Origin of the sequence: Sporolactobacillus laevolacticus DSM 442 (assembly GCF_000497245.1) — a bacterium.
Classification (GTDB): domain Bacteria; phylum Bacillota; class Bacilli; order Bacillales; family Sporolactobacillaceae; genus Sporolactobacillus; species Sporolactobacillus laevolacticus.
Genome location: NZ_AWTC01000003.1, coordinates 127,767 through 142,684, shown reverse-complemented (window position 1 = coordinate 142,684; position 14,918 = coordinate 127,767). Strand labels below are relative to the sequence as shown.

The 14,918-nt window shown below is 45.2% G+C and carries 7 protein-coding genes; 2 read left to right on the top strand and 5 right to left on the bottom strand.

Going from position 1 to position 14,918, the window contains the following annotated elements:
- Nucleotides 1-9: 9 nt before the first annotated feature.
- On the bottom strand, nucleotides 10-942 hold the full coding sequence (locus P343_RS23535; protein ID WP_023509195.1) for an ABC transporter ATP-binding protein: 933 nt from the start codon (nucleotides 940-942) through the stop codon (nucleotides 10-12).
- Between the two features lie 179 nt (nucleotides 943-1,121).
- Here P343_RS23535 and P343_RS23530 point away from each other — a divergent pair, with 179 nt between their 5' ends.
- Together P343_RS23530 and P343_RS23525 are read left to right on the top strand one after the other, a co-directional pair.
- The gene (locus P343_RS23530) at nucleotides 1,122-2,195 is read left to right on the top strand and encodes a sensor histidine kinase (RefSeq protein ID WP_023509194.1); all 1,074 of its coding nucleotides are present in this window, start codon (nucleotides 1,122-1,124) and stop codon (nucleotides 2,193-2,195) included.
- Nucleotides 2,192-2,815: a response regulator gene (locus P343_RS23525; protein WP_023509193.1), complete on the top strand. Its 624-nt coding sequence runs from the start codon at nucleotides 2,192-2,194 to the stop codon at nucleotides 2,813-2,815. The genes P343_RS23530 and P343_RS23525 overlap by 4 nt, the downstream gene beginning before the upstream one ends.
- 197 nt (nucleotides 2,816-3,012) lie before the next feature.
- On the opposite strand, the gene P343_RS23520 is transcribed toward P343_RS23525, so the two are convergent.
- Genes P343_RS23520 through addB form a run of 4 tightly spaced genes read right to left on the bottom strand, consistent with a single transcriptional unit; the run spans nucleotide 3,013 to nucleotide 14,839 of the window.
- Nucleotides 3,013-6,417, bottom strand: coding sequence for an AAA family ATPase (locus P343_RS23520; RefSeq protein ID WP_023509192.1), 3,405 nt, complete (start codon nucleotides 6,415-6,417; stop codon nucleotides 3,013-3,015).
- Entirely contained in the window at nucleotides 6,404-7,609 is a 1,206-nt protein-coding gene (locus tag P343_RS23515) for an exonuclease SbcCD subunit D (RefSeq protein WP_023509191.1), read from the bottom strand. Before P343_RS23515 ends, P343_RS23520 begins: the two co-directional genes overlap by 14 nt.
- A complete protein-coding gene (addA, locus tag P343_RS23510) occupies nucleotides 7,609-11,352 on the bottom strand; it encodes a helicase-exonuclease AddAB subunit AddA (RefSeq protein WP_023509190.1) in 3,744 nt (1,247 codons plus the stop codon). Before addA ends, P343_RS23515 begins: the two co-directional genes overlap by 1 nt.
- Nucleotides 11,342-14,839 (bottom strand): helicase-exonuclease AddAB subunit AddB, encoded by a 3,498-nt coding sequence (gene addB, locus P343_RS23505; protein WP_023509189.1) that lies wholly within the window; start codon nucleotides 14,837-14,839, stop codon nucleotides 11,342-11,344. The genes addA and addB overlap by 11 nt, the downstream gene beginning before the upstream one ends.
- Between the last annotated feature and the right edge of the window lie 79 nt (nucleotides 14,840-14,918).

The window sequence follows — 14,918 nt, the reverse complement described above, 5'->3', positions numbered from 1 at the left end:
CATCTCCTTTCAATCGCGAAGCTGCTTCCCAGTGATTTCAAGAAAAACATCGTTCAGCGTCGGCATTTCAGAATAAATGCGGCCGAAGCCGATTTGATGAGATTTTAGAAATTCAAGGACGGTCTCAAGGTTATTGTTTCCTTTGTCCGATTTAATTACTAAGCGGTTATCCATATGATCAACCGATACAATCCCAGTAAGCTCACGCAATTGATGCAATTGCTCCTCTTCAATTGAAAAAGCTTCAACCGTAATCTTTTCACCTAGTGTAATCATTGCCTTAAGTTCTTCTTGCGTCCCTGAAGCAATGATCCGGCCTTTATCCATGATCACGATTCGCGAACATATTTGTTCTACTTCTTCCATGTAATGCGACGTGTAAACGATTGTCGCACCTTGAGCATTCAGACGTTCGATACCTTCAAGGATTTTGTTCCGGCTTTGTGGATCTACCGCAACCGTCGGTTCATCAAGAATAATCAGTTTCGGCTTGTGTGCAATTCCGCAAGCAATATTTAATCGACGCAGTAATCCCCCGCTTAACTTTTTTGGATAGAACTTTCTAAACTGATCTAATTCAACAAAAGCAACTGCCTCTTCAACGAGTCGTTTTCGCTCTGCCCGATCACGGACATAGAGCCCACAAAAGTAATCAATATTCTCATATACCGTCAACTCGTCAAATACAGCAACATTCTGCATCACAATACCGATATCGCGTTTCAAATCATAGGCATCCGGTGTCATCTTTTTCCCAAAAATCTCCACGTCACCTTTATCATAATTTAAAAGTGATAATATACAGTTGATTGCCGTGCTTTTCCCCGAACCATTCGGTCCAAGCAAGCCGAAAATTTCGCCCTCTTTTATATCCAGAGATAAATGATCAAGTGCAACTAAATCGCCATACCTTTTGACTAGATTCTTCACATGAATGATCATTATGATCATCTCCTTTCATTACTGTACTCAGTGTAATTGAACACGGCTGCTTCCGTAAGTGTCATCAATCATCATTTAAAATGACAATTGTCATGACATGAGGCCCGAGATTGTGGCTGAACGAAAAAAATGGTTAAATGAAAGCATCAACGTGCTGAATCGAGAGACGGATGGTGGCTATGAATCTCATTATTGATAAACTGATCCTGCTTGTCAGTTGCCTTGCCGTATATCTGACCGGCAGAAATTACACCTATCAAGTAGCTCCAATTCTTCTTGCCGTAATCTTTACGAGTTTACTAAGCTACACAGAACAGTGGCGGACACGCATTGTTATGGCAACGCTTTTTCTATTAAGCGCTTTGCTGTTGCCGTGGTCATGCATCTTCCTGCCGCTTATCAGTTATGAGCTTCTCTTTTCGAAAAAACAATGGCTATGCCTGCTTGCGATGATCCCATTATCGTTGTTCTTGCCACAAGCGAGTATAGCTGTTCAGGTTGCACTCTGCGTTCTGTTTCTGCTCTCTGGAATACTCAAATTCAGAACGATTGCTCTGGAACAGCTTCAAAAACGGTATTTTGAACTGCGGGACACAACAAAAGAGATGGCACTAAAGCTCAAGCAGCAGAATCAGGATTTGCTAGATAAACAAGATAACGAAATAACCATGGCGACACTTGGAGAACGCAACCGGATCGCTCGCGAAATTCATGACAATGTCGGTCACCTGCTTTCGCGCGCACTCTTGCAAACCGGTGCGATACTCACGATTGGTCGAGAAGATAACCAAATGCGGGACTCGCTCTCTTCCTTAAAAGATACCCTCTCAGAAGCGATGAGTAGCATTCGCGCAAGTGTCCATGACCTTCATGATGATTCCATTGATTTGCATAATCAACTGAAGGAACTCGTGCGTAGGTTCACTTTTTGCCCACTCGTGTTTGATTATTCCATACAACATAAGCCGGGTAGAAAATTAACGTACGCGCTGATCTCAATTGTTAAAGAAGCTTTGTCAAACATTGTCCGCCATTCCAATGCAACCCATGCTTCAATTACGATTCGTGAACACCCAGCATTCTATCAATTAATTATTAAAGACAATGGATATTGGCAACGCAACGTGTCTGATCAAGGGATCGGTTTAAAAAATATCAGTGACCGTGTAGAAGCATTCGGAGGTCTTCTGAATATAGAAGCAACAAACGGATTTAAACTCTTTATTTCGATTCCGAAGGAGGAAAATAAATGATGAATGTAGTCATTGTTGACGATGATCAGCTCGTATCTTCTTCATTGAAAACTATTCTTGAAGCAGACGGAGCCATTCGAGTAACCGGAATCGGCCATTCCGGTACGCAAGCAGTGGAGCTTTATCGAGAACTTCGACCTGATATTCTTTTAATCGATATTCGGATGGACGGCATGACCGGAATTGAGGCTGCGAAAATTCTACTTCATGATCATAACAATGCAAAAATTTTATTTTTAACTACTTTTTCAGACGATGAATATATCATTGAGGCGCTCCGCATTGGAGCAAAAGGCTATATTCTGAAGCAGAATTTTGAAAGCATTGTTCCGGCGCTTAAGGCTGTCTTTAGCGGTCAACGGGTATTTGGTGATGCGATCATTAGCAAAATCCCTTCACTTATAAAACAGAAAGACCAGCCGAATTTCAGCCAATTTGACTTGACTGATCGCGAAATCGCCATTATTAAACAAGTAGCAAGCGGCTCTTCAAATCGTGAAATTGCGAAGGAACTCTTCCTCAGTGAGGGGACAATACGTAACTATATCAGCTCTATTCTTGAAAAATTGGAACTGCGTGATCGAACACAGCTCGCCATTTTCTACTATAAACAGAGCTGATTCTTATCGAATACGTTTTGCAATTATTCAGTTCTAATACATTAGAAAACTTGCCTACTGGCAAGACTTTGACGAAGTCAGAGGCTTAGTTGCACTTACACTAAATTCCGCTAAAGCTTTATTCATTCTTATTTGTGTGAAAAAACGTACATTCATTAACACATTGAATGTACGTTTATCGATTCTATCTATGAATCTCAAAGCATTTCCATTTGCACACGGCTACCTCTTCCAGAGGGTACAGCAGGCGAAACAATCAGCCGCCTCGGCAAACGCTCTCTCATCTCCGGAACATGACTGATGACACCAATGGAAAGCCGATGCATATGCAGCTTTTCAAGAGCTGTAACAACGGTATCTAGTAGATCTGGATCAAGTGAGCCAAAGCCTTCATCAAGAAAAAAGAATTGAAGTGGAACATTGCCACGAAGTTGAATTTGTTCGGATAAGGACAAGGCGAGTGCCAGTGACGTGAGAAAGGTCTCTCCGCCAGACAGTGAAGAAACCGGGCGACGAATCCCGCCGTTTCCGTCATCACGGATAATAAATCCCCCTTGCTCATCCACTTCCAGAACATAACGCCCGTGCGTCAGATCGCCGAGACGTTTCGAAGCGGCGGCGCAGACTTGCTGAAGCTGTTCTTCGGCAACAAATTCTACAAAGGCGTTGCCGCGGAATACACGCTGTAGTTTGTCAAATTGATCGGAAGCCTTTTGTGTTTTCTTACGTTCTGATTCTAGTTCAAGAAACAGCTTGTGATTCTTTTCTATTGTCTCTTTTTCCTTAGCAGCTGCCCCATAGCGTTCAATCAGAGTCTGTACATTTCCTCTTAATTCCGCCCATTTTTTCCGCGTTTCGTCCAGTTGATTTTCGGTCACTGTCTTACCTTCAAGTTTCTCAGACAGAGTCAGGAGTTCAGAAGAAAGTTTCATCGTCTGCTCTTGATAGTCTGCCAATTGTTCTGAGAGTGTCGTACACAAATCATCGCTCAAGTGGGCATTCAACACAGCTTCACGCCGATCAAACCTAGATATGGCGATGTGATCCGTCCAGTTATCGAATGCCGATTTATGTGCTTTGTCTGCTCGTTCCAATCGTGATTGAGCATTTGCGTACTGCTTATCATTCATGTGATAGTTTTCAAGTGCCGATTGCAATGCATATTCACCAGATTCATAGTCTCTCTTTAACTGAACCAAATCCCGCTCCGTACTTTGAATCATTTGCTTAATCGGCATCTCTTCATCAAGATTAAGGGTCTGCAACTGCTTGTGAAGCTGAGTGGCTGTTTTTTGAGAAGCATCTTGCCGACCATTCAACTCGCTCCATCTGGACTCAAGCGAACGTAACGTTTGTTGATCATACTCCAAATGCTGTTCAATGATGCTCAGCTGTTTTCTATTCTTTTGAATGTCTCTTCGAAGTTGATCCGCTTGTTGATCGGATTTATAAATTTTTCGTTCTTCTTCTTGTACTTGATCAAACGCCGGATATTCGGGAAGCCAGTGGTTCACTCGGTCATTGCGTTCATGCTTACGCGCTGTTGCTTGTTCTTCAAGTGCCAGCTTTTTTTCCTTGTATACAGCCGCTTGGGCATTAAGTGACGACCGCTCTGATTCGGCATGTCTCGCTTCTTCCATGCGCTGATTCAGCATATCGCTGACACTCAGCTGATCCTGTTTTTCTTCTCTGACAAGAAGCGCAATTTGATTAAGCACTGATTTCAAGCCGCTTTTTTCCCATTCAGCAAAATTGGCTGTGAGATCAGCATTTTGACTCAATTGTGCATGTGTGACAGATACCTGAGCAGCTCTGGGGAATGACCGTGCTTGTTGTTCCAATTGTGCCAAACAGATTCTGATTTCCTGTTGTTGATTCGTCAAAAATTCAGCAGCCTTTTGGCAGGTCATTCTTTTATTGTTGATTTCCGCGTCAGAAATGACATGACTGCTCTTAGCAGGATCTGGATGATGAAGTGCACCGCAGACTGGGCATGGCTGCCCCTCAGCCAATTTTTCTGCCAACCGAAGTGATAAATTGTGCTGATAAGCTGCTTCCCGTTCTTTATCAACTTTCTGAAGCTGCATCTCAACGAACGACTGTACAGATTGAATAAATCGATTCGTATCAACGGCACGATTGTAAATCGATTGATTTTTATCAAAAAGAGAAGCATCTTTTTTGTCGGCTAATGCCCGATTATGGTCTAGTTGCTCTATTTTCGTGACACATTTTTGAAGTGCGTCACGCAACTGAGTCCACTCCCCTCTTTTTTCTACTAAATAATGATCCAGTGTATCAATTTCTTTTTTTTCCTGCATAGCCTTCTGAACAAGGGCGCGCCGTTCGCTTGAGACCTCAAGTGTAGAAAGCTCGTGCTCCTTCTTCTCCACTTCCTTTTTCATCTCAACCAGATGTTTTTGCTCCTCGTCAGCTGAAGATTGCACGTCTTTCAGCTTCTGTCCAAGTTCAGCACTTTGCTTATGGATCATCCGGAAAGCAGCTTTCTCGCTCACCAGCTGCTCTAGAATTGAAGCACCCTGAATAAGCCGCTGTTTTTCAGCAGCAAGCTTAGGTTCTTCCTCAGTCAACCTCTTTTTCGCTTGATCACCTGCTTGTTTTGCAGCCTCCATCTCGTTTTTCGAGCGTACAAAATTTCGGTTCGCTTCCTTGTATGTATCAACCGCCTGTGCATGCTCTTTTTCCGCTTCGTTTAAAGCATCCAGATAAGGCATGAGTTTCTCTGCCTCCTCATTCATGCTCAGCTTGTTTTTCAATTCATCAAATTTATCTTTTTCGCTTGTTAGATTTTGAAGCGTTTTTTGTTTTGCTTTCTTTTCTTCCTGCAGGCTCCATATCTGTTCCTGTTCCTGTTTTTCACATTCGGTCTGTTCAAGACTTTTTCGTTTCTCTTTAAGTGCCTGCCCAATTGAAGCACAGCGGTTTTGTACGCTTGTAACCGCTTCTTGAGATGAATCACCAAGCATGGCTTCCTTTTCAACAATGACATGAAGCTGCTGTTTCATAGCATCGGAAGATTTTTTCAACCGTGCAGACAGTTCATCACCATATTTCTCGAGATGAAAAAGGCGCTGGAGCATTTTTCGGCGCTCATTGCCCTTTAACGTCAAAAATTCCGCGAATTTTCCTTGCGGCAGCACAACCGCCCTTGTAAAATCGTCATGGGTCAATCCAAGAATGTCCTGAACACCTCGCGTTAGATCGCGTTCTTTGTCGGCAAGCACCTCATTCATCTCACCTAATTTCAGCAGGCGGCAGCTTGCAAGGCGCAAACCGCCGTCTTTTGTCCGCTTGTAGCTGCGTTCGGCGCGATAACGTGCTGTCTGGTCCCCTGACAATTCAAAAGTAAATCCAACCGACATTTGTTCTTCAAGTTGATTCATTATGCCTGTTGTGTTGTTCGCCGCCCGTTCCACTGTTCCATAGAGGGCAAGCGTGATTCCGTCGAGAATTGTTGATTTGCCGCTGCCGGTCGGTCCAAATATGCCGAACAGTCCGTCCGCGCATAAGGTTTCAAAATCGATGTGTTGTTCCTCGCGAAAACTATTCAACCCTCGAATCGTAAGTTCAATCGGTTTCATGTGCCGCCCTCCCCACTGCGACTTCTCGTTCAGCTTCATCTTCCTCAATAAGCTGCATGAACAGTTGAACCAGCTCACTTCCCGGTTCCGCACCATCCATCTGATTTTTGTAAAAACGGATGAACAATTGATCAATCGGCAGGTTCGAACGCGCCGTTTGATTCCCAAGTGCCTGATTTCCCTTGTAGATCGGCCGGATGTTGACAATGTGCGGCCTCACTTTGCGCAGTGCCTGGATGTCATGCATGCTCATCGCTTCATCAAGACGAATTTCCAAATCGATCCACGCCTCGCTATCGCGTTTTTCATCGATCCATTGATAAACTTCTGCCAGTCCATTTTCCGCACGCCAACGGATGAGCGGGCGTCCGGAAGTCAATTCAATCTCACGCTTTGAGATCGGCACATTCGGTTTCGCATCAAGAACAGTAATTGATTTAGGTTGTCCCGCTTCTGAAAAGCTGTAGGCAAGCGGTGAACCCGCATATCGTGCAGGGACTGGTGAATCAGACAAGGTCTGTGGGCGATGAAGATGTCCAAGTGCGACAAACTGAGCAGTCGCGGGAAAAGCGGAAGGATGTACCGTGTACGCGCCTCCGACCTGAATCGGCCGTTCGGAATCTGACTCTTTGCCTCCTGCAGCAAAAAGATGCGTCATCAGTATGTTCACCGTCTCTTTTCTAAACGATTGCGCATGCTCTAGAAAGAGATCGGAAAGACGATCATTATACGCTTTCTTTATTGCTATCTCGTCGTTCATTAAACTGAGACATTCATTGAGTCTGGATTCGGAAGGATAAGGTACACATGCAAGTACAAGTTTTTCACCTGTATGGGCAATAGGAACTGTTAATGGTTGAAGAATTGGCTTGCCGACAATTGTGATACCCTGGCGCCCGGCAAGCGGTTTTGATGCCTCCAACCGCTCCGGGCTATCATGATTACCTGCAATAATTAGCACAGGCCGTTTACCGCCAAGCGAAAGTCGCTGGGCGGTATCGTAAAACAGAGCTTCGCTCACAGCTGGAGGATTAACGGTATCGAATACATCACCGGCCATCAGAACTGCATCCACTTCTTCTTCATCGGCGATGGTACAGATTTCGTCCATCACACGTTCCTGCTCCTCCTCTCGCGAGCGGCCTTCCAATGTGCGTCCAAGATGCCAGTCAGCCGTTTGCAATAGTCTCATTAGTGTTCCTCCCCATTTGTCAGATCGACAAAATATCCACCATCAAAAGCATATAAACCGACCTTGGCAACTTTTCGTTTCCAAATCCGCTCGATTGCGCGGCGGTACATGCCAAGCTGCATCTGGTAGCGCCGTTTTAATTCTTCAACAGCTGCATCTTTTGTTGCAAAGCGACTAGAGAGATGATCGGTTTTATAATCCAGCAGGATCAGCCCGTCCTCATCTTCAATAATGCAGTCAATAACACCTTGTACCAACACTGATTCTTGGTGCTTTGACCTTTTCCATAATGAATAAACCTCATTTGTACCTAGTGCCAGACTGAATGGGCATTCACGGGTAATCTTCACTGCAGATAGCATCTTTTTGCCAATCGTTGTCTGGAAGAATGCCTCTACCGCGCCATAATCAAAGCTCCGTTCCTGCACATCCGTGATCAGTTCTTTTTGGACAAGCATCTGGCCTTGTGCCTTAATTTGTTCTAAGCTCGCGACACGCTTTAAGTCCAAATGCTGCATGAGCAGGTGCAGCGCTGTTCCGCTTTCCGCGGCAGATAATGCGGATTTCTGGAGAAACTGCGGACGGTCGCGGCTAATAGAAGAAAAACGATCCTGGTCAACCATAAGCCGGTCATCAGTGCCTGCACTGAAATAATCTTGCTGCGCTTTGATTTCAGTTACTGTCTGCTTTGCCATTGAAGCCGTCGCTGCTTGCTCAGGATATGTCCATTCAAGCCTTGCAGCCACTTCATCCTGCAGACCGGAATGAGAGACGACCGACTTTCCCTTCTCAAGGCGTACCAGACGATCTCTATTGATCTTTTGCTGTTCTCCTTGTCCCTGTGACAAGCCGGTTGCAGCAATCACCTGAATAGTCCAAGAAGAATCATCTGCTGAAATCGCTGTTATATCAGGATCATTACCAATCAATTGATGAAGTGATTCTGAGGAATGATGTCGCGCAACCGACGGCACCACCCAGTCGAAAAAGGTGGACGCAGCCGCACGTACATCTTCTGGAAGAAGCCAGTCACGAACATGTAGCGACATCCGATACTTGTCCGCCTGTTTTTCGGCATCTTTTACCGTTCCGAGCAAAATTAATTTTTCTTTTGCCCGAGTCACTGCAACGTACAGAATACGCAATTCCTCAGCAATCGCATCAGCTTTCATCCGCTCTTTTATCGCTAAATACGGTAAGGTTGGCACACTCATACGCAGATCGGGATTAATCCATTTCGTACCAAAGCCCAGATCCTTGTGTAACAAAGCCGCTTCTGCCGTATCCCTCAAGTTAAATCGTTTATTCATTCCGGCGACAAATACAACAGGGAATTCAAGCCCTTTACTTTTATGGATCGTCATAATCCGAACGACATCTTCCTGTTCGCTAAGTGCCCGCGCCTCGCCAAGATCACCCCCGTTTTCTCTCATTCGGTCGATAAAGCGAAGAAAACGGAACAATCCGCGAAATGTTGTCTTTTCATACTGCCGCGCCCGATCATAAAATGCTTTAAGATTGGCCTGCCGCTGCGTTCCGCCAGTTAATCCACCTGCATAATCGTAATAACCGGTGTCGCGATAAACTTGCCAGATGAGTTCGGAAACCGGATGATTTTTAGAAAAGTTACGCCACTCGTCAATTTTATTAAGGAGAACTGTTAACCGTTTTGCTAATTCATCATCATTCTCGCCTACATAGACTTTTAACGCCTGATAAAATCCTGTGCCGCGATTCGCCATCCGAATGTCAGATAGCTCATCTGCATTCAATCCGATAATTGGTGATCTTAACAATGCGGCAAGCGGTATATCTTGATCCGGATTATCAATCACTTGCAGAACAGAAAGCATGACAGAGACCTCGACTGTGTCAAAATAACCTTTGGACAACTCTGCATACGCGGGAATACCGCGACGATCAAGAATATCCTTCATCACCGCTGCAGAAGTGCTTACGGAACGAAGCAGAATCGCTATATCGCGGAATCGAACCGGTCTCATTTGCCCAAGGGAGCGATCAAACACCTGAAATGCAGGTGATGCACCATCACCGATCATCGCTTGAATCCGATCACCGATCGCTGTCGCTTCTAATTCCGAAGTATCCATGTCATCCGTATCCTCAGCCGAATCTTCATCCGAAGATGCCCGATCAATGATTTCCAAATCGACCGGCCGATCCTCTTGAGGGTAGTTCGCTCCGCATCGCAGTTCCGCAGCTGCATCGTAAATCACGCCGCCGACTGCTTCATCCATGGTCTGACGGAACAGGAAATTCGCTCCATCGATGACTTCTTGCCTGCTTCGGAAGTTACTCGAAAGATCAATAACTTGCCCATCTGTTTCAGGCGAAGAGAACCGTTTATATTTTTCAATGAACAATCCGGGTTCTGCCAGTCGGAAACCATATATACTTTGCTTGACATCCCCCACCATGAATAGATTGCCGCCGCAGTTGCTGTCTTTTGTAATCAACTGAATAATCGATTCTTGAACGCGGTTGGTATCTTGGTACTCGTCAATCATCACTTCATTAAAACGTGCTTGGAACTGCTGAGCCACGACAGAAGGCTTCTCATCTTCCGAGGTAGAGCCTTCTCCCCTTAAGACAGCAAGGCATTCATGTTCTAAGTCCGAAAAATCAAGTACGGCTTTACGCCTCTTCTCCTTTTTAAACTGTTTTGTAAATGCTTTAACCAGTTCAATGATCAGATCAACTGATGGTGCCATCTCATTGAGATCCTGGAGACATTCTTCAGATGAGCGTGAAAACCATTGCTGTTGTAAATCAGTAATTTTTGCTTTTATTTTATCGCGCGTTTTTTTAACCTGATCCTTTAGCGTCGCATCTGCATCCTTTGCTTTGATCGGTTTCAGTTTGCCAAATGAGATGGACAAGAACGCAGAACGAATGACTTCCCAGTCTGAGCCGGAAAATGACTGCAATCTTCGGAGTTCTTGAAGATCATCATTCAATGTGTCGGCATAAACGGCAGGTCCATCTGGTTCGCTGCAAAGACGAATGGCTTCTTCCAGCGCGTTCAGAGAACCGGAAATCACTTGGAAGAGTGCTTTCTTCAAATCTTCGACCCATTCAAAATGATCAATAGATTGCTTACCATTTACATGATAAGCTTCAGCCATCTGATCGAGCCAGATTTCCGGCCACGGATGGCTCATTGAAAATTCATAGATACGCAAAAGAAGCTGATTGAGCGCATCGTCGCTTCGGTCACTTGAATAGCGGTCGACTAAGTGATAAAACTCAGAATTGTCAGATGCGTAATAGTCTTCCAAAAGCTCATTTAATACCTCTTCGCGCAGCAGTGCCGCCTCTGTTTCGTCAAGCAATCGAAAACCAGGATCCAAATCCAGAAAATAATAATATTGCTTCACAACCGACATACAAAAGGCATGCAGTGTCATAATTGAAGCCTTACCAAGCAGTCCCTGCTGCCGTCTCAGAAATAAATTTTCAGGCTCCTCAGCCAGTCGCTTGTCCAATGCTTTGCCAATACGTTCTCTCATTTCAGAAGCCGCGGCTTTCGTGAACGTGACAATCAGCAGATCATCAATATTTATACGTTGTTCCGGATCAGTCATTTTTTGAATAATACGTTCAACGAGTACAGCTGTTTTCCCGGATCCTGCAGCAGCGGCCACGAGCAAGTCATGTCCTTGTTCAGTAATGGCGCGCCATTGCGCATCGGTCCATTGTGATTCTTTCGGTTTAATGCTCATCACGCGTTTCCTCCGACTCCACCAATTTCTGCAGTACAACATCATCCGGCATTTTTTTCAGCAAGCGGTACTGATTTCCAGGCTGTGACTGATCAAACCGGCAAACCGGTCGGAATGGGCAGTAGGTACACGGTACTTGACCATTCATTCTATAAGGTGTAATAGACACATCTCCATCGATGATCTTGCATCCTACCTCTGTCATCACTTGCCGTGTATAGTTTCTAAGTGTCTTAAATTCTTTCTCTCCGGCAAGAGATGAGCTTTTATAGAAATCACCGTTTTGCTTGATGCCAAAAGGCGCAATTTCCGAAAGTTTTCCAACCGCGCCTTCATCGGTAAGCATAAGCGCTTCTTTATCCTCTATCAGCAGGCCTTTCATTTTAAAATGCTTATAGAGCTCCCGCTCCAATTGATCCGCTGGAAGCTTCTCAGTCAGGTTCATAACCGGATTATGCACATGAAAATAGAGCACACCGGCAGGCTCAGCCTGCGTTCCCAGCCATTGCTTTGAATAGGTAACAATCACATCTAAGTAAGTTAGCATCTGGAGAGCAAGGCCGTAATAAATTTCAGAGAGATCAAGGGTTCTGGTACTAGATTTATAGTCAATAATCCGTAATAGCAAGCGACCTTGACCGTCCCGCGCCTGATCGACTCGATCAATTCGACCGACCACTTCCATCTGAGCGCCATGATTGAGCGGAAAACTGAGCGGTGGCAGCGGGCGACCAGGACCGAAAGGCAATTCCAGACTGACCGGCGAAAAACCGCTTGCCAGTGCATGGCGGCGAAGAACATGCGCAACTCGAGCAACCACTTGCTCCAGTTTGTGTTGAAGGTAGCGGTAACGGTTTGAACTGGTCAATATTTGGCGCTGAAGATTCGGAGCGAGTTCGGAAACTGTATCGGAAGCCAATTGATCGCATTCTTCCAGTGATAAATCACCCCAACTCCGATGCCTTTGCATAATTCGGACGGTCATTTGCTTGATTGCCATATGAAACAATTGGCCGATATCAGGGGCAGCTAATTGGAAAACTTCTCGTTCTCTCAGATTTAAACCATATGAAGCGAATTGTGAAAATGGACAGGCATTGAACTTTTCCATCCGAGAAACACTCGTTTGGATTGTCTGTCCATACAATTCGCGAGCCGCTTCTTGACTCAAGTGTTCGTCATTACGCGCAAACAGCCCGGAAAGTGCCATATGTGCCGCGCTTCCCCATTCATGGTGAACAGTGAACCAGTTGTACGTATCCCACCACAGTTCGGCGATTGGATAACCGTTTTTCCATTCGCGAATTTGAGCAGCTAAGGTGCTGACTGTCTTACGTGGTGTATTGATAAAAGCCAGTTGCTCCGCATCCTCCAGCGTTCTCGGTTCTGAAGGCGCCAGTTTCAATGGCATGCTAGGGAAGAAGCGTCGCAATCGCGCAATTAGCGGTGAAGGCCGCAAAGATTCACCATCCTCAGAGGCCAGCGGATAAGAGATGTAGAGCCGATTTTTCGCAAGTGTCAGCGCACGATAGATAAACTCATTCTCACCGGCCATCTGTTCGCGCTCGCCATCAGCAACCGTTATTCCATTGTCTTGAAGCAACTCGCGATCTTCACCCGAAAATAAGCCTTGCTCCGATGGTTTTGCCGGCAACACACCTTCGTTCACGCCAAGCAGAAATACATCCTTCAATTCCGATGCGCGCATCCGATCAAGACTGCCGACCAAGACTTGGTCCAATGCGGGAGGAACCATAGCGAATTCAAGTGTGTCCAAACCGGTATCCATTATTTTCACAAATAGATCCAAGGACATTTGCTCGTCACCAGCAGTTTCCACACATTGATCGAGCATATCGATAACCGCTTTCCATGCCTGCCCATGTGCTTTTGATTCAGAAAGCTTATGCTGTTCTTCAGCCTTCATCACCATTTTTTCCAGCTTTTCCGGAATGGCCATCTCAACCAGGAAATTATAGAGTGCCGCGCAACGCTGAGCGACCGTTGACGCGGATTGCACATGCTGCTCTAATGAAGCAAGAGAACGGGCAACGAGTTGACGGTACTGATTTATCGTCTTTTCTATTTCGATCTCAGCTTCTGTCGGTTGTCTCGTCTCTTCCTCAAGTCCTCGATAGATTCGATAACGCCACGGTGCTTCATCCGTCCATTTTCGTCCATAATAGCCACGTGCGATCACATAGTTTTCTAATTGATCCATACCTTCACGTGCATCACTCAAATCATAATCAAGAGGAATCAGAAAATCAGTTTTTATACAGCGAAAAATCGGTTCGTAGCGCCAGTTCTGTTGAATTGCTTCAAGGGCAGAACGGATAAATTCGATGAGCGGATGATGCTTCATCGGACTTTTCTGATCGATAAAAACAGGAATCTCATAATCTTTAAAAATCGTCTCAATTAAGTCGCGATAATCAGCCAGGTTACGAACCAGCACGGTCATTTCACGAAAACGGTCACCATGTGTGCGAGCACGGGTAAGGATGTTGCGAGCAGCCTGTTCTACTTCTTCACGACGATTTGCTGCTTCTGTTAGAATAACACCTTCCGTCTTTTCACTCGACTGAGTCGGATACTGTCCAAAATGCAGATTAAGATTTTTTAAAGCTTCTGTTTCCGGTCTTAGAACTGCTTTTTTTAGAATAATAGGTTCAATAAATTGTTGATCCATTTCTGCGCGTTCCCTCAGTTGAATAAAAAGAAGCGCCGGATGCCTGAACGAGGAAAATTCATCAGGAGCACGTTCGTAAGCTTGATCTGTCCCCAGTGCGATGGTTACCCTCTTGCAGGTCGCCATTAATTTTTCCGTGACAAGAAGCTCTTGAGGGGTCATGGTTTGAAACCCATCTATCCACACTTCCGATTGCTTCAGAAATTCTGTTTCATCAACGTGTTCAATCATCAATTTCAAGTAATCTTCACTATCAATATACTTGCCTTCCAGCGCCTTGTTGAAAGATTGGTAGATCAATGACAAATCGTGAAGCTTGTCCTTTAATAGCAGTTGATCGGCGCTCCCTGTTCCCATATCTATTGATTGAGTTGCGATTTGCTCCGGCTCCAGACAGAAACGCTTAAATTCGATCAGTGTATCACTCAGCAGATCATAAAAACCGTTCTGTTGCGAAGCCTTACGGAACAGTCGCAAATCATTTTTGTTCTGTTCGACGATCTTACGGAGCAGCATAGAAATGCCAGTCTCATTCAAATGAAACCTAGTCGCCCCGCCCGTTTGCTGCAGCACTCTCAAGGCGAGCCGGGGCATGCTGTACACATTAAGCCGTGTCATACCATCCAATCCTTGTGTAGATGCTAGAGTGTATTCCATGCTGAACGTCATATGTTCGGGCACCAGATAAATAAGCGGCGCTCCGTCCGGATTCTCACGCAGACGTGTCCGAATTTCTGAAAGACAGTCCGAAGTTTTCCCCGTTCCCGGTCGTCCCAAAATAAAACGTACAGACATGATCTTCTCCCCTTTTCGTAATTCATTAGCTTTATATGTCTCGCGTCAAACGTTGCGGATAATTCGTAATTGATCGTTG

Coding starts and splice junctions, on each gene's coding strand:
- P343_RS23535 (WP_023509195.1), bottom strand. CDS start 942: ATGATCATTCATGTGAAGAATCTAGTCAAAAGGTATGGCGATTTAGTT.
- P343_RS23525 (WP_023509193.1), top strand. CDS start 2,192: ATGATGAATGTAGTCATTGTTGACGATGATCAGCTCGTATCTTCTTCA.
- P343_RS23515 (WP_023509191.1), bottom strand. CDS start 7,609: ATGAGACTATTGCAAACGGCTGACTGGCATCTTGGACGCACATTGGAA.
- P343_RS23520 (WP_023509192.1), bottom strand. CDS start 6,417: ATGAAACCGATTGAACTTACGATTCGAGGGTTGAATAGTTTTCGCGAG.
- P343_RS23530 (WP_023509194.1), top strand. CDS start 1,122: ATGAATCTCATTATTGATAAACTGATCCTGCTTGTCAGTTGCCTTGCC.
- addA (WP_023509190.1), bottom strand. CDS start 11,352: ATGAGCATTAAACCGAAAGAATCACAATGGACCGATGCGCAATGGCGC.
- addB (WP_023509189.1), bottom strand. CDS start 14,839: ATGTCTGTACGTTTTATTTTGGGACGACCGGGAACGGGGAAAACTTCG.